The sequence below is a fragment of the Agrobacterium vaccinii genome (genome assembly GCF_021310995.1).
GTDB classification, from domain to species: domain Bacteria; phylum Pseudomonadota; class Alphaproteobacteria; order Rhizobiales; family Rhizobiaceae; genus Agrobacterium; species Agrobacterium vaccinii.
The window spans coordinates 702394-724667 of sequence record NZ_CP054150.1; the positions used below are offsets into that span (position 1 = coordinate 702394).

Here is a 22274-nt window from a genome sequence, read left to right on the forward strand (position 1 = left end):
GTCAGTGGTAATCGTCTTCGCGTTGGTGGCGAATTGCGAGGATGGTGATTTTTTCTGAAGTCTCGACCTCAAACAAGACGACATATCCTGAAGAGCCAAATGGAATGATCAACTCACGTAAGAAAGGATTTACGGGGTCGACCTTGCGGAAACTCATCGGGAAATCGCCAAGCGCGTTGTTGCCCTTTTGAATGGCATCGTATGCGCGCTGTGCCGCGTACTTATCGTAATCGAGAAGATATCTGTAGAGGCGCATAATATCATCACGCGCTTTGTCCGCGAGAAATATTTGATACGTCACTGTTTTTTGTCTTCCGCGAGCTTTGCGTCCAGCATGGATTTCAGTTCTGCAAGAACTTCATCTGCTGAATAATAAATACCAGTCCGCTTCGATTCTTCTCTTGCGGCAAGTCCACGCGCAATAAACTCCGCCTGTGATTTGCGAATTTCGACCTGCTTGCGAACCGCCGCTTCCATGAACGCGGAGAGCGTCTCGCCTTCGTTTAAAACGCTTTCCGCCTTGTCACGAAATTCCGGCTCAACGCGTAGGGAAGGCAACGTGGCAGTCTTTAAGATTCGGCTCATGAGTAATAACCCCGCATTGCAATTGCGATGCGTGATCGTGCTCCTTTTCTAGCCAATTGTCAAAGATGCGGTTGAAATCGATGCGGGACGGGTCGATAACGGGCCCTCCTGACACCTGTCAAATTCCTACCTCAAAATGTCTGGATCATCATGCCTGCCAAGTCCCAAAAGCTGAAAATGCTGCGTCGTACCCGTGTCGTGTGGGGATCGTGGCGCATCTGGAAACCGCGGGCCGTGTTCTGGCTGGGTGCGCTTGCCGTTGGCGTCATCAGCGTTGTGTTTGCGATCTTGGCAGACCATGCTCAGCATCTTTTTTCCGTGGCAGTCTCGTCCGGGCAATATACGTATCTGTTGCCTTTGGTGATCAGCCCCTTGGGGTTCATGTTGTGCACCTGGCTTGCTTTTTCATTCTTTCCCAATGCGCAGGGCAGCGGTATTCCGCAGGCCATTGCGGCGCGTCACTTTCATGATGATGAGGATCGATCCCGTCTTCTTTCGCTGAAGCTTGCTTTCGGCAAGATCGTGCTGACGGTTGCGGGTCTCCTCTCCGGGGCCTCGATAGGCCGTGAAGGCCCGACTGTGCAGGTGGGAGCCTCGATCATGCTTCAGGCCGCACGCTGGGGCGGCATGGCGCAGGCCAGAGGTCTTATTCTCGCAGGCTCTGCCGCTGGCATCGCCGCCGCTTTCAACACGCCTTTGGCCGGTATCGTCTTTGCCATCGAGGAGATGGGCAAAGCCTACGAAACCCGCACCAACGGCATCGTGCTGACAGCCGTCATTCTCGCGGGCCTCTCATCCATCGGGCTCGTCGGAAGCTACAATTATTTCGGCACGAGCGCCATGATGGCGACCACTGCCATCGATTGGCTGCTGGTGTTGATCTGCGGTCTTCTCGGAGGCGTACTGGGTGCTCTGTTCAGTTCAACAGCCGTCAAAATCATGGCGCGCATTCGCCGCTGGAGCCATGTGCTACCGCTGAAACGCCTGCTGATCGTCGCCGCGACCTGCGGTCTGCTGTCCGCCATTATCGGTATCGTCTCAGGCGGCACGACCTATGGTACGGGTTACGAACAGGCCCGCGCCGCCATTGAAGGCCACGCTGCTCCTGCCATCTTCTTCATCGAAAAACTGCTGGCCACATTCCTCGCTATGCTATCCGGCATCCCCGGCGGCTTTTTCGCGCCTTCGCTCTCAGTCGGCACCGCACTTGGCAGCACGGTTGCGGATATGATCGGCGCCAGTATTGGCCTCGGTGCCATTCTCGGCATGGCTGGATATTTTTCCGGCGTCACGCAGGCGCCGATGACGACATTTGTCATCATTCTCGAAATGACGGGAAATCACCGCTGCATGATCCCCATCATGGCAGCATCCATGATCGGCTATCTGGCCTCGCGTATCATCATGCCGGAGCAGTTCTATCACGGAATGGCGCGTGTCTTCGTCGCCAACGTCATTCGCTCGCGACGCGCGGAGCATGCGCCGGACCATTGACGCGCTGGCGTCAGGCGCTGGTCGGCGGTCTCTCGGGGGCAGGCTCGAAAGAGTTGACGCCGAAATAACCGAGCCCAGGAATTTTGATGCCCGGGTTCATCACGTCGATGCCTGCTACGAGGCCTAAGAAGTTGACCTCGAAGCCGCTTCTGGCACCTGCCGAGACGCCGAAAATGCCGCCAAGCGAAAGACTGACATCCTTCCAGTCGTCGGCGACGTGGATGAACTCGCCATTGGGCAGGTAGTCGCGACCAACGGCATCGGGCGGCAGAACGACGCCGAGTTCCGGCACGCTGCGCAGCACGTGGGCGACGAAGGTGTTGGAGTTGGGGCCGGGATAAATATGATATCCGCCCGCCTTGCCATAGGGATAGTCGGCAATGGCCTGCTGCACTTTCGGTATCAGCTTTTCGGCCTCTTCGCCATGCAGCTCCACCACCAGACGTGGCATGTTGGAGTACCAATAGGCATCCGGCGCATAGGCATTGCGGCGAATGGGGTTGCCCCAGCCGACCTTGTCGTAACGCTCATAGCTATCCGCGCCCTGCGGCTTCATCACGATCCAGGCGTGGCTGGCGATCGAGCCTTTGAAGCCGCCGGTCATGGCGGAATAGACGTAGATGGCGGCTGGCTTGTCGGCGGGTGCCTGTGGCAAAATACCGGCGGAAGACCAGCGCGCATTGCGATAGCCGGTCGGATGTTCCTTCATGGCCCAGAGACCAGCCGAGGCAAGCGCGGGCAAAAGATAGATGATGAGAATGGCAAGCAGCAAACGTTTGGCAACTTTCAACGATGGGCCTCGTGCATCAATAAGAGAAGTTGGATAGAACGATCTCAATTTCGTATTTTTTGAGGCCGGACCCATGCACAACCCCGTTACCGTCGAAGTCACCAGAGGAAATCTCGTCGAAAGCCGCCATCGCGGCATGGCCGTGGTGGTGGATGGTGATGGCTCCGTCGTGTTTTCCGCAGGCGATGTGGAAGGTGGCGTGTTTCCACGCTCCGCCTGCAAGGCGATGCAGGCGCTGCCGCTCATCGAAAGCGGGGCTGCGGATGCTTACGGATTTGGAAACCGGGAACTGGCCTTTGCCTGCGCCTCCCATTCGGGCGAAGATGCTCATGCGCAGCTTGCGGCGGCCATGCTTGCTAAGGCAGGCAGGGACGTCGACACACTGGAATGCGGCGCGCACTGGTCGTCTGACCAGAAGACCATCATCCATCAGGCCCGCACGATGGATAGGCCCACGGCCCTTCACAACAATTGCTCCGGCAAACATTCCGGCTTCGTCTGCACCTGCGTCCATTCAGGCATGGAGACGAAGGGCTATGTCGGTTACGACCATCCTCTTCAGGCCGAGATACGCGCGACGATGGAAAGCCTGACCGGTGCCATGCTGGGTCATGACAATTGCGGTGTCGATGGCTGCTCCATCCCGACCTATGCCGTGCCGCTAAAGGGGCTGGCCCATGGCTTTGCCAGAATGGCGACGGGGCAGGGGTTGGGTGCAGGCCGCGCCAAAGCCTCCCGCCGTCTGATCGACGCCTGCATGGCGGAGCCGTTTTATGTGGCCGGCACGGGCCGCACCTGCACGCGGCTGATGGAACTCGCACCCGGCCAGATTTTCGCAAAGACGGGTGCGGAAGGCGTGTTTGTTGCCGGCTTGCCGCAGCAGGGCATCGCCATGGCGGTGAAGTGCGAGGATGGCACCACACGGGCTGCAGAAGCGATGATTGCAGCGCTTCTGGCACGAAACTTCGACAAGGATAGCGCGGAGCGCCACGCGCTTGTGTCCATGGCCAACCGTCCCATGAAAAACTGGAACGGCATCCATGTCGGCGATATCAGGGTGACGGGAGTCCTCGCTTAGCCTTAGGCGGGCTCGGCGGTGCGCGCATCCCACATGGCCTTAAAGGCCGGGCGTGCCTGGCAGCGTTCCAGCCAGGCCGTGACCGCGGGGTTGGCTTCAAACAGCGGCCCATGCGCCTGGGCGTATCGCACCACTTCTGCTGCATTGATATCCGCTACGCTGAAACGGTTGCCGACCAGATAATCGCTGCCCGACAGATGCTGTTCGAGAACCTTGAACGGACGACGCAGCATGCGCGCGGCGACCTCGATGACGGCTTGACCGGCATCGGTGCCTGCAAGTCCTTCGGCAGCGGTCGAAGAAATCTTCAGCGCATTGGTCTCGATTTCCGTCGCAGCGAAGAACGACCATTGCATCATCTGCGCGTCTTCGGCCAGATCCGCAGGCGCGAGCGCCGTTCCATGCTTGCGCGCCAGATAAAGATTGATGGCCATGGATTCGTACAGAACCATGCCGTCATCATCGATGCAGGGAATGGTGCCCATGGGATTGACCGCAAGATAGGATGGCGTCAGCGTGTTGACAGGCGCATCGGCAGCGAGCGGATCGCTGAGGCGGCGTGCCTGAATGACCGGCACATGTTTGAACTCCAGTCCCAGTTCGCCCGCCAGCCACAATGTGCGCGTTGCGCGAGAGCGATAGACCCCATAGATCGTCAGCATTCCATATCCCCTCAGATGTGTTGGTGGCAAGCCTATTGCTGCTACGCGCAAAACAAAAGCGGGAATGTCACAGTGCCAATATTTTTTGACTATCTAACGCATCCCTGAATTGCATTTTCCATCAATTCAATTTATCAGCTCTGTAGCTTTGTTATTGTCAACTCGTGAATATATTCAAGATATATATTGAGTGTTATAGCTCATATTAATTGAGCATAAGTTATTATGCTCTATGGTGATATCCGCTGTACCAGGTCTAAAAGTATGGTTTCGGTTGCAAGATCAACACGGTATGGAAAAGCTCGGCAGTATGAGGCTCTTGCGTAATGCGGGACGAAAATAGCGCTCGATCGTTCGACATGGTGGAAGTGAAGGATGCGTTCCTCACGAATGGCTTGTTGGACGTACGCCTGGCCTATCTGCTGGATAATATACCGGAGATGGTATTCCTGAAGGATGCCGCTGGATATTATACCTATATGAACGCAGCCGCGCTGGCGTCGCTCGGTCATCCTCCAGATCACATTCGCGGCCGCAGGCTGACGATCTATGATATGGCGCCCTACGATGTGGCGCGGCGGCTGGACGAGATCGACCAGCGTATCCTGACGACGGGTGTCGGGATCTATGAGGCCGAAGAGCGCGTGGGCACCCAGGACGGGCAGGTGCGCTGGTTTTCGGGAACACGCATCCCCATGCGCAACGAGCTGGGCGAAATAACTGGTATTGCAGGCATTTCGCGAAATATCACCGCTGCCAAGTGGCAGGAAACGCTGCGGCGCAGCCATGCCTCGCTTCTGGAAATGATCGTTCACGGAGAGCCACTCGGCACCGTTCTTGACGCCATCGTCGGCACTGTTGAAAATATTCTCGACAACCTGTCCGGCTCCATTCTTTTCGTGGAGCAGAACCGCTTGCGCACGGCATCGGCACCCTCTTTGCACAAGACCTATACGTCGGTGATCGACGGGGTGGAAATCGGCCCGGATGTCGGTTCCTGCGGCACGGCGGCATGGCGTCGCGAGGCGGTCTATGTCAGCGACACTTATCACGATCCGCTTTGGAAAAACTTCGCCGAAGCTGCAATGCGCCACGGCCTGCGCTCCTGCTGGTCCACGCCCATCATCGGCAATGGCGGTGTGTTGCTGGGCACCTTCGCTCTCTATTCCGGCACGGTGCGCAAGCCTTCCCCACTCGAAATCGAAATCATCGACATGGCGACCAACATCGCCGGTATTGCTATTGACCAGCGCCGTGCCGAAGAGCGCGCGCACTTCATGGCGCATCACGACCCGCTGACCGGGCTCTACAACAGAAACCTGTTCTGGACCCAGTTCAGCCGCGCCATCCACGAGGCCAAGCGCGAAAACCGGCTGGTGGCGATCACCTATATCGACCTCGATAATTTCAAGCAGATCAACGATACGCACGGCCATGCCGTAGGCGATGCGGTCCTGCGCAACCTGGCGGATCGCATTTCAAGCTGCATCAGGGCGTCCGACATTGCAGTGCGATTGGGTGGTGATGAGTTCGCCATCATTTTCAGCAACCCCAAGCACGACGAAGAGGGCATTCTTCGGCGGCTGGAAGCCATTCGCCAACGCGCCGCAGAGCCGATTGAGTTGACGCAGGGCTGTCTCTCCGTCACCTGCTCGTCCGGCACGGCTTTCTATCCCGGTGATGGCGATACGCCGGAAGCGCTGCTGGCGAAAGCGGATGCCGCCATGTATGCGGCGAAGAAAGACGGGCGCAACAGCGTGCGCGTTTCCGATCAGTCCGCGGGCAGCGGCATCTGAAATCATAATCGTCGTTACGCGTCGTCCGGCTTCGGTGTCGCCATCAGCGCGACGGCATCCGGCGCAAGGCGTTTTTCGAACCGTCCGATGAAGCGGTCGAACAGACGCGAAAAGTCCGCCACGTCCTGTTCGGGCCAGTCGCTGACGACGTCGCGGATAATGCTGATTTTAGCGCTGCGCATTTCAGCCAGAATGCTGTGGCCCAGCGGCGTGATGTCGATGACGCTGCGGCGCCCGTCTTCCTGGGACGCTTCCCGTTTCAAAAGACCTCTGCTGACCATTTCCGTCACCACGCGGCTGCCGCGCGATGGGTCGAGACGCATGGCATCGGCAATGGCACCCACTGTGGACGAGCCTTCGGCGCGGTTGACGATATCAAGCACATCGATATGCGAGAGCTCCAGCCCGGGGGCTAGCTTGGCGATGGCCATGCGGCCAATCACGCGTCGCCCTATCATCAGCCGCATACGCGTCATGGTGTGGCTGATATCCAGCACGTCATCGCGATCGGTGTTTTCACACTCTTTCGATAGTGACGCGTGCTCGTTCATATCCGCAATTCCCCTGACAATTCTCACCCACCATAGCACAGACACAGAAATGTGCCATTGACATATATATGCGAAAGGCACATAAATTGTCCATCAAGCGTGAGACCTTTCCATGGATATGTCCGTTACGCCTGTGGCGCCCCTCGTAACCGATCGCCGTCGCAGGCTTGTTGTGTTCTCTTTTCTGATGTTGGCCATGTTCATGGCGACGCTCGACAACCAGATCGTATCGACGGCTCTGCCGACGATCGTGGGTGAGTTCGGCGCGCTGGAGCGCTTCGGCTGGATCGGCTCTGCCTATCTTCTGGCCACCAGCGCCGTCATGCCTGTCTATGGCAAATTGGGCGATCTCTTCGGGCGCAAATACGTCATGATGGCCGCTATCGTGATCTTCACGCTGGGCTCGCTGGCCTGTGGGCTGGCATGGTCGATGGATTCTCTGATTGCCGCGCGCGTTCTGCAAGGTCTCGGCGGCGGCGGCATCATGGTGTCGATCTTCTCCGTCAATGCCGATCTGTTCGAGGCACGGGAGAGGGCACGTTACCAGAGCTATTCCAGCCTCGTCATCATGGCGTCGGGCAGCGTCGGGCCAATTCTCGGTGGCACGATGAGCGATCTCTTCGGCTGGCGCTCGATCTTCCTCATCAACCTGCCTATCGGTATCATCGTGCTGACGGGCCTTGCTTTCCTTCTGCCTTACCGTCGCCCGGAACGTCAGCCCAAGATCGATTATCTCGGCGCTCTGCTTCTGGCTCTGACGATTTCCAGCGTCGTGCTGTGGGCCGATAGTTCGCAGCTCTTCGGTTCGATCTTCGCCTGGAAAAGTCTCTGCATCGTCGCCTTTGCCGCTGTTACCGCCTATTTGTGGGTGCTGGTGGAGCGCCGTGCGCCGGAACCCGTGGTGCCGCTACGCCTGTTCAAGGACAGCACCTTTCCGCTGTTCATGATCATTTCGCTGGTCAGCGGCGGTCTTGGCATCGGCATGGTCAACTACTACGCGCTGTTCCTGCAAACGACGACGGGCCTGTCGCCATCGTCCGCCGGTCTGTTCTTCATCGCCATCACCGGCGGCATCGTCATGGGGTCTTTGACGGCAGGCCGTCTGATCTCGATCACCGGCAGTTACAAGATATTCTCCGTCATCAGCCTCAGCATAGGCGTAGTCGCCATGCTGTCGCTTTCGCAGATGCATGCGGGCTCACCACTGTTCATCATCGCCATCATCATGTTTGCGCAGGGCCTCGGTGTTGGTCTCGGTCAGCAGGCACCGATCATCGCGGTGCAGAACTCGGCGCCAAGGGCGGATATCGGTGCGGCCAGTGGCGCAGTGTCGCTGACGCGCATGGGCGGCGCTGCCATTGCCATCTCCATCTACGGCGCGATTGTCTCGTCCTATCTGAAGGGCGTATCCGTCGATATTCCGGGGGTTGGCAAGATACAGGAACTGACGCCGAAAATGCTGTCGGAACTGCCGGTCGCTTCGCAGAGCGCGGTTGCCAATCTCTATGCCGGTGCCTTCACGCCGTTGTTTTATGCAGCAGCAGCAACGGCGGCCATCGGGCTCGTTGCAGCCCTTGCGCTGAAGAACAAGAAGCTACCGGCAGCGGCCATCGAAAAGCCTGTTGCAGCGGTTGAGTAACGCGAAGCGCTGAAAAGTCGTGGCGGGAGGAACGTGTTGCTTTGGCAAACGTTTCTTCCATCCATGCCGCAATCGATAGCGCTTATGAAACCAGAGAAACTGCTCAACCCCACGCCAAAGGGGCTCTATTGCCCCGTTGGTGATTTCTATGTGGACCCTGTGCGCCCCGTGCCACGGGCGCTGATCACCCACGGCCATTCCGACCACGCCCGTGCCGGTCACGAGAAGGTTCTAGCCACCCGCCAGACGCTGGATATCATGCGCATTCGCTATGGCGAGGATTTCACGGGAAGTGAGCAGGCCGTTGGCTTTGGTGAGACCGTGGAGATCAACGGTGTCACGGTGGGCTTTTATCCCGCTGGTCATGTGCTCGGTTCTGCGCAAATCTCCATCGAATATGGTGGCACACGCATCGTGGCCTCGGGCGATTACAAGCGCGGCATCGATCCCACATGCGCATCGTTCGAACCCGTGCCCTGTGATGTCTTCATCACGGAGGCGACCTTCGGCTTGCCGGTTTTTCACCACCCGAAACCCAGCGTGGAAATCGGCAAGCTGCTGACCTCCATCCGGCAGTTTCCTGAGCGCACCCATCTTGTCGGGGCCTACTCGCTCGGCAAGGCACAACGCGTGCTACGCCTGCTGCGCGACAATGGTTATTCCAAACCGGTCTACATCCATGGCGCGCTGGCCAAGCTCTGCGATTACTACGTGTCTCAGGGCATAGACCTCGGAGACCTTTGCCCCGCCACGCTGGAAAAGAGCAATCCCGCCCAGTTCAAAGGCGCCATCGTCGTTGGCCCACCCTCCGCCTTTCAGGAAAAATGGGCCCGCCGCTTCAACGAACCGCTGATATCCTTCGCCTCGGGATGGATGATGGTGCGCCAGCGCGCCAAGCAGGGTGGCGTAGAACTGCCGCTTGTCATTTCCGACCATTGTGACTGGCCGGAGCTACTAGAAACCATCAAGGAAGTCGCACCGTCGCAGGTCTGGGTCACACACGGGCGCGAGGAGGCGCTGGTGCGCTGGTGCGAATTGCAGGGCATTCCGGCCAGGCCGCTGCATCTGGTGGGTTATGAGGATGAGGGGGATTGATGGTGCGGAGTTTGCGGCTTACCCCCCTCTGTCCTGCCGGACATCTCCCCCACAAGGAGGGAGATCGGCAAGACGCGCGCTCCTTACTCTATTCGCAACCTACAAGATGGGCGAGAGCCAACCACGAGTCGATCTCCCCCCTTGAGGGGGAGATGTCCGGCAGGACAGAGGGGGGTAACCCACCCACAGTTTCCCGATATGGGGAGAACCCCCACCCATGAAATCCTTCGCAACCCTCCTAGACCGCCTAGTCCTAACGCCCTCCCGCAACGGCAAGCTCAAACTCCTGACCGACTACTTCCGCGACACCCCAGACCCCGACCGAGGCTACGGCCTTGCCGCCATCGCTGGCACGTTGGACCTGAAAAGCGTCAAACCCGCCATGCTGCGCGAGCTGGTGCTGGAGCGCATGGACGATGTGCTGTTCCGCTATTCCTACGACTATGTCGGCGATCTGGCCGAGACGATCTCGCTCGTCTGGGACACCAGCCAGAATGCCAACCCGCCAGAGGTCCAAGATCCCGGCCTTGGCGAAATCGTCGATCTAATGAACTCGCTGGGCCGAACGGAAGTGCGTTCCGCTGTGCGCGATCTCCTCGACCGGCTGGAAACCTCCTCGCGCTTTGCCTTCCTCAAGCTCGTCACCGGCGGCCTGCGCATCGGCGTGTCCGCCCGGCTGGCCCGTCAGGCGCTGGCGGATTTCGGCGGGCGGGATATCACCGAGATCGAAACGCTCTGGCACGGTCTGGAACCGCCCTATGAGCCCTTGTTTGCGTGGCTGGAGGGCAAGACCGAGCGGCCCGTCATCGCCACGCCCGCCATCTTTCACTCCGTCATGCTGTCCACGCCGGTGGGCGATAACGACCTCCAAAACCTTGACCCGCAGGATTTTGTTTCGGAGTGGAAGTGGGATGGCATCCGTGTGCAGCTATCGCGCTCCGGCGAGACCAGAAAGCTCTATTCCCGGTCCGGCGACGATATTTCCGGCGCCTTTCCAGATGTTCTCGACAGGATCAACTTCGAAGGCGTTGTCGATGGGGAACTGCTGATCGGCGGCACGGCGCGCTCCAACATTGCGACCCGCACCTTTTCCGATCTCCAGCAGCGCCTGAACCGCAAGACCGTGACCGGCAAGATGCTGGAGGAGTATCCCGCCTTCATCCGCGCCTATGATCTTCTGTTCGACGGCGATGAGGACATTCGTGGCGAGGTCTTTCTCAAGCGACGGGAAAAGCTCACCCATCTCATCGAAAACGCCCCGCATGACAGGTTCGATATCTCGCCGCTGGTGCCCTTCGAAAGCTGGGACGAGTTGGAAACCCTGCGCAAGGCACCGCCCGATCCGGTCATCGAAGGCGTTATGATCAAGCGCAAGGACAGCATCTATCAGGCCGGTCGCGCCAAGGGGCCGTGGTTCAAATGGAAACGCGATCCCTTCAACATCGATGCCGTCATGATGTACGCCCAGCGCGGCCACGGCAAACGCTCTAGCTATTATTCCGACTTCACCTTCGGCGTCTGGTCGGACAATGAAGGAGCCGAACAACTGGTGCCCGTCGGCAAGGCCTATTTCGGCTTTACCGATGCCGAACTGGAAGTGCTGGACAAGTTCGTCCGCGACAACACCGTCGAGCGCTTCGGCCCCGTCCGCGCCGTTCGCGCGACCCCGCAATTCGGTTTCGTTCTCGAAGTCGCCTTCGAAGGTATAAATCGCTCCAACCGCCACAAATCCGGCGTAGCCATGCGCTTTCCCAGAATAGCCAGACTCCGCGCCGACAAGCTGCCATCGGAGGCCGACAGACTATCGACGCTGATGGCGATGATCGACGAGAAGGAAAGCGGTTAGCTTACCCACCACTTTCGCGAAACAGTGAGTGGACAACAGAATTTTTGAGTGATGAAATTGATAACGCGCAACGCAGATCCTGGGTCATCGACATGACAGATAAACGGTCTTCATTTCCTAGCACCTCTTCCCCACGCAGCATGACGCGTCGTTCGCTTTTGGCGGGCGGGGCCGGACTCTCGCTGGCGGCTTTGTTGCCGGTGCCGGGCGGGGCGGCGTTGATGATGCCGGAGAGCCTGCCGCTGGAGGCGGGGGACTATGCGGATGCGCGCCGGAAGTTTCAGACGCATTTGCTGCGCAAGATTGCCGCGCCTGAGAAGTCCGGGCCCCTCGGCACGCCGCCGGGTGCGACGCGGGTAACCTATCCGGGTGGTCCTAATGGGTCCATCGAGCTTGTGGCGTGGATTTCGCAATATGAACCATCGCAAAAGCTGAAGCCTGCCGTGCTGTTTCTCCACGGTGGCAATGCCACGGGTGATGGGCACTGGGCCTTGATGAAGCCCTATTGGGATGCCGGTTTCGTGGTGCTGCTGCCATCCTTCCGGGGCGAAAACGGCCAGAAGGGCAATTACTCCGGCTTCTATGACGAGACGTCTGACGCGTTGGCGGCGGCATCCTATCTCGAAAGCCTGCCGGGTATTGATCTCGACCGCCTGTTCATTGCCGGTCATTCCAATGGCGGTACGCTGTCTCTGCTCGCATCCATGACGCGGAAATTCCGCGCCGCCGTGCCGATTTCAGCCGGGGTGAACTCCTGGCGCTACTTTAACCGCTATTCCGATGAGCTGTGCTTCGATGAAAACAACCCGAAGGAATTCATCATGCGCTCCTCGGTCTGCTTCGGCCCCAGCCTGAAATGCCCGACACTTCTGTTGCGCGGCACCGAAGAGCGGCCTTTCGATGCTGACCACAAGCTTTTGATGGAGCGCGTAAGGTCTGCGGGCATGCAGATCGACAATATGCTGCTGAAAGGTACGCACAATGGCGTGGTGCCGGGTGCGGTGGTGGAAAGCATCCGTTTCTTCAATCAGTTCGCTTGACGCCGCCAAACTGACCGTTCCTCCAGCTTCGCGCCAGCCGGGGAGGGCATTGTCGTGAAAACGATGACTCCTGTGAAGCGGTGCAATGACAGCCCTATCCTTGAAAACCTGCCGTCGCCTTCTGTCTTTCGCGGCCCTTGCGGTCATGCCGCTTTTGAGCGGCTGCCTTTTTGTCACGGATACAAGCCGCATGAACCCTGATGTGTTCGTGCAGGAAACGGCGCCGGTCTTCAATTACAACAATGTCGGCTCCATTCCGCGTCAGCCGTTGCCGCCGACGCCGGGGTCGATCAACAGCCGTCCGCCGGATCTGTTCCGCTCGCAGTTCCAGCAGCTTTACGGTCCGCCATCCACCGCCCGCCCGCCCGCATCGGGCCTGTCGCCAGCCTATAGCGGCCAGACGGTCGGTTATGGCCTGCCGGTTTCCAACCCGCTGCACCGCGCCATGTATGACCAGATCAGCGATGACGGTCACACGCTGCCCGCCATTCCCTATTCCCGTGTCGATCCACGTTTCCTGCGGCAGGATGTGAGCTACCAGACGGCAGAAGCGCCGGGTACGATCGTCGTCGATACCAAGCAGCACTTCCTCTATCTGGTGCAGCCGGGCGGCAAGGCCGTTCGCTACGGCGTCGGCCTCGGTCGCGATGGTTATGCCTGGGCCGGTCGCGGCAAGATACAGTGGAAAGCCAAATGGCCGCGCTGGACGCCGCCGGACGAGATGGTGCAGCGACAACCGGAACTGGCGTCCATCTCAGCCGCCAATGGCGGCATGATTCCCGGTCTCAACAATCCGCTCGGTGCCCGGGCGCTTTACATTTTCAAGGATGGTAAGGACACGCTTTACCGCGTCCATGGTACGCCGGACTGGCAGTCGGTCGGCAAGGCAACATCATCCGGTTGCGTGCGCATGCTCAATCAGGATGTCATCGATCTCTATGACCGCGTGCCGCAGGGCGCGCCGATTGTGGTTATCTGATCACGCACGCCAACAATGCTCTGCTGAAACGGCCAGTGTTGCATCCGCGCAACTGGCCTTTAGTCATGTATTAACTACTATACCAATACGTGATTGATCGTGGAACAAACGACGTACAGCGAGATTGATGGATGGTTCCGGCAAACCCGCGCAATATCCGCCCCATTCGCTTCGATGTGAGAAAAACGGCCTTATGATGAGCACCGACACAGACTTTTCCAGACGTACCTTCCTTTCCCTTCTTGGCCTCTCCTCTGCATCGCTTCTGGCGGGTTGCGCGTCTTCCGGCGTCCGGCCTTACAACAGCGTTGAACCGGGTAGCCTTGCCAGCAACTTCGCGGGCGATTTCCGCTCCATGTTTGCAGGCGGCATTTCCGATGCAGAGCTTGCCGTCATGTACGGCACGGTGGAAGATGGCGGCTACGTCATCCCTGCCATTCCTTACCAGAAGATCGACCGCCGCTATTATCGCCAGCGCGTTGTCGACCCAACGGGCGAACCAGCCGGCACGATCGTCGTCGATACGCGCTCGCGCTTCCTCTACGTGGTCGAGCAGAACGGCTCCGCCATGCGCTACGGCGTCGGCATCGGCCGCGAAGGCTTTGCATGGTCGGGCGAGGGCGTGATCCAGTGGCGTCAGAAGTGGCCCAAGTGGACACCGCCAGACGAAATGGTTGCCCGTCAGCCAGAACTGGTCAAATTCTCCTCCAAGAACGGCGGCATGCCACCAGGCCTGAAAAACCCGCTCGGTGCCCGCGCGCTTTACATCTTCCAGAACGGCAAGGACACGCTCTACCGTCTGCACGGCTCGCCGGAGTGGAATTCCATCGGCAAGGCAGTGTCTTCCGGCTGCGTGCGCCTGATGAACCAGGACATCATCGACCTCTACGACCGCGTGCCGAACAAGGCACGGGTTGTTGTTTGGCAGTAAGCTGACCAATCAGATTTAAAAAGGAAAGCCGCAAGCGATCACACATCGTTCGCGGCTTTTTCAATATTATTCGGTGATTGCGCGTCGATCTTCAGGGATGGGATATTGCTGTCCATTGTAGACTAGCTTGAGTTTTTGCGGCTTGCTCGTGACGACAGTGTCGTTGCAGTCGCCGTCCTTCCCAAGAGCGCTGGTTGTTGTAGAGCCTGTTTCAGTCGCGATGATATCCAAGTGGCCTTGGCTAGCGGTCTGACCTATCGAAAGTGTGGTCTGCACCGACTGAAACTCACCGGCGCAATTGGTGTCCCATTCGCCGGTATTTTTCGAGACGATCATGCCGTCAAGCACCGGGCGAAGAGCGCCATTCTCAAGAGTGAAAAGCCATAAGCTGACGTCACTATAGGGGTTTGGTCTCGAACTTCCGCTTGTGGAGATGCGTAGGCCGAAGGCAGTCTGGTCTTTCGCCAGTCTGTAACGCGCCGTGTCGAATTCGACTGCGCTGATTCGCAGGGCATCGTCGTTCATTCTGTTCTCGAGACGAAGGCGATGTTTGACCGCAGATGTGGCCGTCTCGACAACCAGAAGGTCCAGATCGCCTTCATTTCCATCCTCATTCATGGAGGTCATCAACGGCACGGCCACCAATGTCAGTTGCGGATTGGCTGACCAGACGCGGCATCGCATCACCTGCGGCGCGTCTACAGCCACTTCGCTGTCGTTGACCGAGATTGCCGATCCGCCTACCGTGAATGTTTCGTCGCCGCTTTTGGTAGCATCAGGGTATGCATTGCGGATGATCTCCTCAGCCTCGCCGTCGCAACTAGTGGTCTCTGCGGCCTCCGCTCTTTCGAGTGGGAGAACGCCCATCACTACGGAAAGTAAAACAAGCCTCGCATATTGGGAAAACATTTGGCGGTTCCATGGGGCGGGATCAGGCGTGAATTTAGCATTACCGCGACCGCCTCGTGTTTCAAACCTACTCCTTCACCAAATTTTCCTTCAGCGCGTTCAACCGATCCCGCAGCTGTCCCAGCTCATCCAAGCTACAGCCCGTTGCCTCACCAATCGAGCGCATGACATTGGCGGCCTTCTTTTTCAAATCCGCACCCTCTGGCGTCAGCGCAATCAGCACCTGACGCTCATCCACCGTGCCGCGTTTGCGCGTAATGAGGCCTGCCTGTTCCAGCCGTTTCAAAAGCGGGGAGAGTGTGCCGGAATCCAGCCCCAGCATTTCGCCCAGAACTTTGACGGTGGCTGTTTCCTTTTCCCATAGCGCCATCATGACGAGATACTGCGGGTAGGTCAGACCCAGCGGCTCCAACAGGGGTTTATAGGCGCGGTTGAACGCATGTGCTGCGCCGTACAGCGCAAAGCAGATTTGCAGGTCCAGCCTCAGAAGGCCTTCCATCGTTCCATCGTCCATCGTGGGGGCGTCCATTATGTGGGCTCCAAATGCGGCTGCATAGGGAACAATTTATCCCGTCACTCGGTTCCTGCCCCATGCAACAAGCAATGCAATCTCCTCTCCACCTATCGCAGAAAGAGAAATCATTCTCAATGTGCAAAATTATATTGCGCACAATCTAATTGTGAGCTATATGAATACCAACATCACGCAAAAGGAGCAGTGACATGGCAATTCTCTACACGACCAAGGCAAGTGCAACAGGCGGCCGCGCCGGTAATGCCAAATCGGAAGATGGCGTTCTCGACGTCACCCTGACGGTGCCGAAGGAACTGGGTGGCGACGGTGCAACGGGTACCAACCCCGAGCAGCTCTTTGCCGCTGGCTATTCCGCCTGCTTTCTCGGCGCGTTGAAGAACGTTGCTGGCAAGCAGAAGGTAAAGATCCCTGAAGACACGACAGTGACAGCCAGCGTTGGCGTCGGTCCGCGCGATGACGGCACCGGCTTCGGCATCGACGTGTCGCTCTCCGTCAACATTCCAGGCCTCGATAAGGCAACGGCAGAAGATCTGGTCAAGAAGGCGCATATCGTTTGCCCTTACTCCCACGCTCTTCGCACCTCCACAGAGGTTCCTGTTTCCGTAGCGTAACCTCGTCCCCCGCGATTTTACGACACGGTAAGGGCTGGCTTCAACGCCAGCCCTTCTTGCTTTCAGAAAGAAATTCGCTATATTCTTTCCAAGGAAAGGATATGCGCATGAATATCCAAGTTAAACCAGCGGTCGACCCGGCAGAGCAGGGCAGGGTCGTTACGAAGGCCGTGGTCTCTGCTGCAGAGCGACTGGGCCTGAATGCCGCCCGCGTTGCTGATGTGCTGGGCGTTTCAGCCCCCACCGTCTCGCGCATGAAGCGGCTCGATTTCGTTTTGGAGCCCGGCAGCAAGGCCTTCGAACTCGCCGTCCTGCTTATCCGCGTTTTCCGCTCGCTCGACGCCATCGTCGGTGGGGATGAAGCGGTGGCACACGCGTGGATGCGTAACCACAACGAGACACTTGCCGCCGTACCAGCAGAAAAACTCACAACCATTACCGGATTGCTCGATGTCCTTGCCTATCTGGACGCCAGACGCGCTCCAATCTGAAAAGCGCGAAGTCTCAGGCCCTTATTGGCGGCTGGTGGAGGCGCAGCACCAGGTTTCCACCATGAAGCTTGTCGATACGGTCGATGAGCAGTCTCTGCTGGAAGATATTCTCGAAGGCAGCAAGCGCCGCTTTCCACCTGAGTGTGCGGGGCTCGATTATCTTCTGGCCACACCCTTCCGCTATGATGCCGCCTATCCCTATGGATCGCGCTTCCGTCGGGCGGGCTGGACCACGGGCGTCTATTATGCTGCCGCAAGCGTGGAAACGGCGCTGGCCGAAATGGCCTTCTATCGCCTGCTGTTTCACTCCGAATCCCCCGCTACGCCGTTACCCGCCAATGCGGCTGAATACACCGCCTTTTCCGCCGAAATCACTACCCCTGCAGCAATCGATCTGACCACGCCGCCCCTCTCAGACGACAAGGCGCTCTGGACGCACCCTACGGATTACGAACCGTGCCAAACGCTGGCCGATACGGCGCGCACGGCGGAGATCGAGGCCATCCTCTATCAGTCGGTGCGCGATCCCGTGGGTGGCCTGAACATCGCGCTTCTGACGCCGCATGGATTTACCCGCAAGCAGCCGGTGGAGCGGGTGAGTTGGCGCATCCGCCTTGCGAAAACAGGCATACAGGCGCTGTGCGAATTTCCCATGCGGCGCATTGGGTTTGCGGTGGAGGATTTTGCGGGAGACCCGCGTATTGCGGATTTGTTGCGGGGGTAGAGCTACCCACCTCCCTCATTCCTGTGACGAGCACAGGAATGAGGGGCGTTACTGTACTGGCGCCTACCCCAAATCCACAAGGTCACGCCTCAACCGGTCCGCATCGCCGCTTCCAATCTGCGCTTCCACCTCGCCATGCGTCCGCGTCCAGATGGGAACGGCGGAGGCCAGCACTGCCAATCCTTCCGGCGTCAGCTTCAAACGCTTGCCGCGCTTATCTCTCGGGTCCGGCTCTATGGAGAGCAGCCCGCGCTTTTCCAAGGGCTTCAACGCCGCCGTCAGTGTCGTGCGGTCCATGGCCAACAGGTTCGCCACCGGTCCCATAGGCGGCGGTTCGGGGCGGTTGAGAGACATCAGCAGCGAAAATTGCCCATTCGTCAGCCCCACCGGCTTCAGCGCCATGTCGAAACGTCGTGCCAGGGCGCGGGCGGCGCGCTGGGCGTGCAAGCACAGGCAGGTATCGCGCACCAGAAGCGTTGTTGAAAAAGGAATCACCACTGTATTTGACATCAGCAATATATGTTGATATCAACGTAAATAGTCAAGCGAAATCGTTTAGCCGGTCGGGGTTAGGGCGTCAGCCAAACCAAACCGCGCAACAAGCGTTGCTTGTGCAGCAGTAAGATCGAAGGAGGATGAGATCATGCCGCATGCTGTCGTTTCCAAGAAGGAGTGGCTGGAGGCCCGCAAGGCGCTTCTGGCGCAGGAGAAGGAACTCACCCGCGCCCGTGACAGGCTTAACGAGGCGCGCCGCACCCTGCCATGGGAGCCGGTGACAAAGGACTACATTTTCGACACCCCTTCCGGCCCGAAATCGCTGGCCGAGCTGTTCGGCACGTGCAGCCAGCTTATCGTCTACCATTTCATGCTAGCACCGGATTGGGAAGAGGGCTGCGTCGGCTGCTCATTCTTTGCAGACCATGTCGATGGCGCCATGGCACATCTGAAAGCGGGCGATGCCGCCTTCGTCGCTGCATCGCGCGCGCCGCTGGACAAGATCGAGGCTTACAAGGCACGCATGGGCTGGAAATTCCCCTGGGTGTCATCGCAGGGCAGCGATTTCAATTACGACTATCAGGCCTCGTTCCGCGATGAGGACGTCGCCTCCGGCACCATCACCTACAATTACACCGACATGCCCGCCATGGGCGACCTGAAGGACCTGCACGGCACCAGCGTCTTTGCGAAAGACGAAGATGGCAAGGTCTTCCATACCTATTCCACCTATGCCCGCGGTGCCGAGCAAACGCTGACGACACTCATGCTGCTCGACCTCGTGCCCAAGGGCCGCAACGAGGAGGGCACCATGGACTGGGTGCGCCGTCACGACCAGTATGAGGATGCGCCGAAGGCCGCCAGCTGTTGCCATTAAAATTCCAAGGGAGGAGAAACCAATGGAAAGCGCAAAGCCGCAAAAGGAACACGCATTTCTGGAGCGCCTCGTCGGAGACTGGGAGATGGTGTCCAGCACGGGCTATGAGGGATACGATCCCAACGATTCCAAACAGCGTTTCACCGAAACCATCCGCTCCATCGGCGGGCTCTGGATCGTCAGCGATGGCAGGGGCAAGATGCCGGATGGAACGCCGATGGAGGCGATCATCACGCTCGGCTTCGACCCCGCCAAAGACCATTATGTCGGCTCGTGGATCGGCTCGATGATGACGACGCTCTGGGTCTACAAGGGCTGGCTGGAGCCCGATGGCAAGACTTTGGTGCTGGAAGCGCAGGGCCCGAAATTCGATGGCAGCGGCGAGCACGCCACCTATCATGATGTCATGACCCTGCACGATGATAATAGCCGCACCTTTTCCGGCAGCGTGTTGCAGCCGGATGGAAGTTTCAAACAATTCATGTCGTCGGAATTCCGCCGCGTCTAAAAAGGGAGAAAAGCAAATGTCCGATACCCATGGAAAATTCATCTGGGCGGAATTGATGACGCCGGACAAGGACAGCGCAGGCCGCTTTTACAGCCACGTTGTCAGCTGGGACATCAAGGATTTCGGTTCACCAGAGATGGGCTACAAGATTTTCGAGGCCAACGGCATCGGCGTCGGCGGCATGATGGAACTGACGGACGAGCACAAAGGCGAGGGCATTCCGCCGAACTGGACGCGCTATGTCGCCGTCGATGATGTGGATGCCACGGCAAAACGCTTCGAGAAAAAAGGCGGCAAGATCATGCGTCCGCCGAGCGATATCCCCGAAGTCGGGCGCTTCGCTGTGGTGACGGACCCATCGGGTGCGGTACTGTGCATCATGAAACCCCTGCCGATGGACAGCAGCGGCTTTCCCGAGGACACCCACACCCTGACCGGTCACGTCGGCTGGAACGAGCTTTTCACCGATGACGTCGATAGCGCCATGGAATTCTACGGCGATGTCTTCGGCTGGACCAAGGACCATGATTTCGACATGGGCGAGATGGGACCATACCGCATGTTCGCCCACAACGGCAAAACCATCGGCGGCATCATGAAACGCCCACCCCAGGTACCCGTCTGCCACTGGGCTTACTACTTCAATGTAGACGGCATCGACGACGCCATCACCCGCGTCAGCACCGGCGGCGGCAAGGTCGTCAACGGCCCGATGTCCGTGCCGGGCGACACCTGGATCGTCAACTGCCAGGACCCGCAGGGTGCTTATTTCTCACTGGTTTCGCAGCGGAAGTAGCTTTAGACTTGTGGGCTTAGTGTTAAAGCCTCTAACGTCCGATAAGAGCGACCGCACCCACATTCGGTGCGGTCGATGGCGGAAATCAAGAGCTCGTTCGCTCAGTTAAAAGTCAAGCTCTTCCGCAACCATCATCTTGCATAGTTTCGAAGCTGTGCCTGTTCTACACGGCCTAAGGTTACTTCGCCTCTCGCTGAAACGTCGATTGGAGCTCGGCGGTTAATGATGGTGTTATCGATGAACCGATTTTTGATCGCTACCCAATCTCTTCCACTGTGTGAAGGCCGTATTGTACTGAACATGAGAGGAAACGATGTGTCGGAAGGTGATGACACGCCTGCGGTCGTTGGAAAAAGAATTGGCCTGAAGCTGCGTTTTTAACCGCACCAATTCCTTTGGGCAAATACTCGTCCCATATCCGCAGACTTTCCTTTTCTCCGGTATCGCCGCAAATATCGCGCAGCCGCGCCTCGCCAATGTTTCGATATGCGCCGTAGAAACCGATCAGGTTCGAAACTAGATCCTCTCCGCTAAAGCCGGAGTTCGTCGCCAGTGAAAAAGGAACGCTTGCCTGCATGTGTTCGAACGTACGTGACGCTGCCATGAAAATTCCGAGAGCAGCGCTTTCTTTCTGTTGCGGTGAGAGCCCTTTGCGAACGACCCAGTGAGCAACGGTTGAAACCTTTATCCCTATGCCTCCCATTTCCTGGCCGTAAACAATGACAAAAGCGGGCTCTCCCTCCAATCGTATGTCCAGCCGTTTGAGAGATGTCGAGTTGGCTTCCTCCTGGTCCATCTGGCCTTTGAGCGCTCGTGCACTCTCTGGCCGCGCATGTCCCCAATCAATCCAGCCGCATCGACGCGTATAGCTCAGTCTTCGCCAGCCGCGTCCATTTGCCGAAATATCTTTACGTTCAGTCATGTAGCCTCCGCCTCAAAAGCCTATCGCACGGGTTTCAATCATGAGCTTGCAATTGCTTTCGCAAGAGATTTTCGCGTAAACGCTGACGCTTTCACCGTTGTACCGTCCTGTGCATACAAGGTCTGGTTCCGACTCAAAAATATCTTTTGCAGGTGAGGACAGCCCCAACTCCGAACATCCTGTCTTTACAGAGGTAATTGTAGCGTTGCTTCCAGATTTCAGGGTGATTTCCTGATAGGCGGTTTCTGGCATGGGGCCATCGGGCGGCTCCACATCGATGGCGCCGGTGGAAAGTGCGTCAATATTGCCAGACGATACAATTTTTGTGAGAACTTCGGCGCTGGTTCCAGCGCGTTTTATGTTCCAGCTCTGCTGCGCTGATGCGACATTGGTGCCAAGCGATGAGCAGATCACCAGCCCAGTGAAAGTCAACGTGCGGCGCAGGTTCATATTCATCAACATTCCAAATCCCGTGAAAAGCCAAAACAGATCACATGTAATGCGTATGCCAAAGGTAGAAAATTTAGGGCAATTTAAAGGCAGTTATCGCTTTGGTTGATTTATAGTGTGGTCCAGAGTGTCTGAAAACGGCTGCTCCCCCACCTGTTGGTAGCCGCACATGATCGATAAAAACCCGCGAAGCTGGGGCAATAGCGTTCCAGCATGGCACAACTGCCCATGCTCGATATAGGGGCGAAAGGTTTCTTACATTCCGAAGGTCATGCCGGCGCCTGCGCAGGCCAGCTTGATCATCAGTTGCATGTCGTTACGGGGTTTACGGCGAATGGTGAGTTCGTGGATGATGTGCTGTATCACGGGGGCATGATTTTTTATCGGGACAAGTGATCTCCTCCCTCATTCCTGTGCTTGTCACAGGAATCCAGCAGACGCGCGTCTGCGCGGCGGAAGAGTCCTTTCAG

25 protein-coding genes and 2 pseudogenes are annotated in these 22274 nt (G+C 58.0%); 16 read left to right on the forward strand and 11 right to left on the reverse strand.

Annotated features, from left to right (window positions below; translation table 11 throughout):
• Window position 1 precedes the first annotated feature (1 nt).
• Both HRR99_RS03500 and HRR99_RS03505 read right to left on the reverse strand, forming a co-directional pair.
• Entirely contained in the window at window positions 2-301 is a 300-nt protein-coding gene (locus HRR99_RS03500) for a type II toxin-antitoxin system RelE/ParE family toxin (RefSeq protein ID WP_233122785.1), read from the reverse strand.
• The gene (locus HRR99_RS03505; protein WP_233122786.1) at window positions 298-585 is read right to left on the reverse strand and encodes a YlcI/YnfO family protein; all 288 of its coding nucleotides are present in this window, start codon (window positions 583-585) and stop codon (window positions 298-300) included. Before HRR99_RS03505 ends, HRR99_RS03500 begins: the two co-directional genes overlap by 4 nt.
• A gap of 150 nt (window positions 586-735) precedes the next feature.
• Here HRR99_RS03505 and HRR99_RS03510 point away from each other — a divergent pair, with 150 nt between their 5' ends.
• Window positions 736-2079, forward strand: a complete 1344-nt coding sequence (locus HRR99_RS03510) for a chloride channel protein (protein WP_233122787.1) — start codon at window positions 736-738, stop codon at window positions 2077-2079.
• A 10-nt stretch (window positions 2080-2089) separates the two neighbouring features.
• On the opposite strand, the gene HRR99_RS03515 is transcribed toward HRR99_RS03510, so the two are convergent.
• Window positions 2090-2869 carry a DUF3750 domain-containing protein gene (locus HRR99_RS03515; RefSeq protein ID WP_233122788.1) on the reverse strand — a complete coding sequence of 260 codons (780 nt, stop codon included), beginning with the start codon at window positions 2867-2869 and terminating at the stop codon, window positions 2090-2092.
• A gap of 73 nt (window positions 2870-2942) precedes the next feature.
• Here HRR99_RS03515 and HRR99_RS03520 point away from each other — a divergent pair, with 73 nt between their 5' ends.
• Window positions 2943-3947 carry an asparaginase gene (locus HRR99_RS03520; RefSeq protein WP_233122789.1) on the forward strand — a complete coding sequence of 335 codons (1005 nt, stop codon included), beginning with the start codon at window positions 2943-2945 and terminating at the stop codon, window positions 3945-3947.
• Between the two features lie 2 nt (window positions 3948-3949).
• On the opposite strand, the gene HRR99_RS03525 is transcribed toward HRR99_RS03520, so the two are convergent.
• Window positions 3950-4609, reverse strand: coding sequence for a glutathione S-transferase family protein (locus tag HRR99_RS03525; RefSeq protein WP_233122790.1), 660 nt, complete (start codon window positions 4607-4609; stop codon window positions 3950-3952).
• A 326-nt stretch (window positions 4610-4935) separates the two neighbouring features.
• On the opposite strand from HRR99_RS03525, the gene HRR99_RS03530 reads away from it, so the two are divergent.
• The gene (locus tag HRR99_RS03530; RefSeq protein ID WP_233122791.1) at window positions 4936-6405 is read left to right on the forward strand and encodes a sensor domain-containing protein; all 1470 of its coding nucleotides are present in this window, start codon (window positions 4936-4938) and stop codon (window positions 6403-6405) included.
• Between the two features lie 14 nt (window positions 6406-6419).
• Here HRR99_RS03530 and HRR99_RS03535 read toward each other — a convergent pair whose 3' ends face one another.
• Complete coding sequence (locus HRR99_RS03535) at window positions 6420-6881, reverse strand: MarR family winged helix-turn-helix transcriptional regulator (RefSeq protein WP_422387331.1); 462 nt, start codon at window positions 6879-6881, stop codon at window positions 6420-6422.
• A 187-nt stretch (window positions 6882-7068) separates the two neighbouring features.
• Between HRR99_RS03535 and HRR99_RS03540 the strand changes: the two genes are divergently transcribed.
• The 6 genes from HRR99_RS03540 to HRR99_RS03565 all read left to right on the forward strand — a co-directional run bounded on the left by HRR99_RS03540 (window position 7069) and on the right by HRR99_RS03565 (window position 14486).
• Window positions 7069-8595, forward strand: a complete 1527-nt coding sequence (locus HRR99_RS03540) for an MDR family MFS transporter (RefSeq protein ID WP_233122792.1) — start codon at window positions 7069-7071, stop codon at window positions 8593-8595.
• Between the two features lie 84 nt (window positions 8596-8679).
• On the forward strand, window positions 8680-9690 hold the full coding sequence (locus tag HRR99_RS03545; RefSeq protein ID WP_233122793.1) for a ligase-associated DNA damage response exonuclease: 1011 nt from the start codon (window positions 8680-8682) through the stop codon (window positions 9688-9690).
• A gap of 217 nt (window positions 9691-9907) precedes the next feature.
• Window positions 9908-11536 (forward strand): cisplatin damage response ATP-dependent DNA ligase, encoded by a 1629-nt coding sequence (locus HRR99_RS03550; RefSeq protein WP_233122794.1) that lies wholly within the window; start codon window positions 9908-9910, stop codon window positions 11534-11536.
• 92 nt (window positions 11537-11628) lie between these two features.
• Window positions 11629-12576, forward strand: a complete 948-nt coding sequence (locus HRR99_RS03555) for an alpha/beta hydrolase family protein (RefSeq protein WP_233122795.1) — start codon at window positions 11629-11631, stop codon at window positions 12574-12576.
• An 85-nt stretch (window positions 12577-12661) separates the two neighbouring features.
• Window positions 12662-13555 (forward strand): L,D-transpeptidase, encoded by an 894-nt coding sequence (locus HRR99_RS03560; RefSeq protein WP_111840680.1) that lies wholly within the window; start codon window positions 12662-12664, stop codon window positions 13553-13555.
• A 193-nt stretch (window positions 13556-13748) separates the two neighbouring features.
• A complete protein-coding gene (locus tag HRR99_RS03565; RefSeq protein WP_111840681.1) occupies window positions 13749-14486 on the forward strand; it encodes a L,D-transpeptidase in 738 nt (245 codons plus the stop codon).
• A 66-nt stretch (window positions 14487-14552) separates the two neighbouring features.
• On the opposite strand, the gene HRR99_RS03570 is transcribed toward HRR99_RS03565, so the two are convergent.
• Together HRR99_RS03570 and HRR99_RS03575 are read right to left on the reverse strand one after the other, a co-directional pair.
• Entirely contained in the window at window positions 14553-15395 is an 843-nt protein-coding gene (locus HRR99_RS03570) for a PA3715 family protein (protein ID WP_233122796.1), read from the reverse strand.
• A gap of 67 nt (window positions 15396-15462) precedes the next feature.
• Window positions 15463-15924, reverse strand: coding sequence for a MarR family winged helix-turn-helix transcriptional regulator (locus HRR99_RS03575; protein ID WP_065699593.1), 462 nt, complete (start codon window positions 15922-15924; stop codon window positions 15463-15465).
• Between the two features lie 194 nt (window positions 15925-16118).
• Here HRR99_RS03575 and HRR99_RS03580 point away from each other — a divergent pair, with 194 nt between their 5' ends.
• The 3 genes from HRR99_RS03580 (at window position 16119) to HRR99_RS03590 (ending at window position 17756) form a co-directional block, all read left to right on the forward strand.
• Window positions 16119-16541 carry an organic hydroperoxide resistance protein gene (locus HRR99_RS03580; RefSeq protein ID WP_173996304.1) on the forward strand — a complete coding sequence of 141 codons (423 nt, stop codon included), beginning with the start codon at window positions 16119-16121 and terminating at the stop codon, window positions 16539-16541.
• A gap of 107 nt (window positions 16542-16648) precedes the next feature.
• Window positions 16649-17032: an MbcA/ParS/Xre antitoxin family protein gene (locus HRR99_RS03585; protein ID WP_233122797.1), complete on the forward strand. Its 384-nt coding sequence runs from the start codon at window positions 16649-16651 to the stop codon at window positions 17030-17032.
• Window positions 16992-17756, forward strand: coding sequence for an RES family NAD+ phosphorylase (locus HRR99_RS03590; RefSeq protein WP_233122798.1), 765 nt, complete (start codon window positions 16992-16994; stop codon window positions 17754-17756). Before HRR99_RS03585 ends, HRR99_RS03590 begins: the two co-directional genes overlap by 41 nt.
• A gap of 63 nt (window positions 17757-17819) precedes the next feature.
• On the opposite strand, the gene HRR99_RS03595 is transcribed toward HRR99_RS03590, so the two are convergent.
• Window positions 17820-18266, reverse strand: coding sequence for a MarR family winged helix-turn-helix transcriptional regulator (locus HRR99_RS03595; protein ID WP_111840689.1), 447 nt, complete (start codon window positions 18264-18266; stop codon window positions 17820-17822).
• A 133-nt stretch (window positions 18267-18399) separates the two neighbouring features.
• Between HRR99_RS03595 and HRR99_RS03600 the strand changes: the two genes are divergently transcribed.
• The 3 genes from HRR99_RS03600 to HRR99_RS03610 are packed head-to-tail and all read left to right on the forward strand — an operon-like array spanning window position 18400 to window position 20432.
• Complete coding sequence (locus HRR99_RS03600; RefSeq protein WP_233122799.1) at window positions 18400-19128, forward strand: DUF899 domain-containing protein; 729 nt, start codon at window positions 18400-18402, stop codon at window positions 19126-19128.
• A gap of 22 nt (window positions 19129-19150) precedes the next feature.
• Window positions 19151-19636 (forward strand): DUF1579 domain-containing protein, encoded by a 486-nt coding sequence (locus HRR99_RS03605; RefSeq protein ID WP_233122800.1) that lies wholly within the window; start codon window positions 19151-19153, stop codon window positions 19634-19636.
• A gap of 16 nt (window positions 19637-19652) precedes the next feature.
• Window positions 19653-20432, forward strand: coding sequence for a VOC family protein (locus HRR99_RS03610; RefSeq protein WP_233122801.1), 780 nt, complete (start codon window positions 19653-19655; stop codon window positions 20430-20432).
• Window positions 20433-20688: 256 nt separating this feature from the next.
• Here HRR99_RS03610 and HRR99_RS03615 read toward each other — a convergent pair whose 3' ends face one another.
• The 3 genes and pseudogenes from HRR99_RS03615 to HRR99_RS03625 form a co-directional block, all read right to left on the reverse strand.
• Window positions 20689-21354, reverse strand: coding sequence for a hypothetical protein (locus HRR99_RS03615; protein ID WP_233122802.1), 666 nt, complete (start codon window positions 21352-21354; stop codon window positions 20689-20691).
• A 12-nt stretch (window positions 21355-21366) separates the two neighbouring features.
• A complete protein-coding gene (locus HRR99_RS03620; protein WP_233122803.1) occupies window positions 21367-21810 on the reverse strand; it encodes a hypothetical protein in 444 nt (147 codons plus the stop codon).
• A gap of 170 nt (window positions 21811-21980) precedes the next feature.
• A pseudogene (locus HRR99_RS03625) lies at window positions 21981-22122 on the reverse strand (LysR family transcriptional regulator); the annotation flags it as partial.
• Between HRR99_RS03625 and HRR99_RS03630 the strand changes: the two are divergent.
• A pseudogene (locus tag HRR99_RS03630) lies at window positions 22123-22200 on the forward strand (Atu4866 domain-containing protein); the annotation flags it as partial.
• Window positions 22201-22274: the final 74 nt, after the last annotated feature.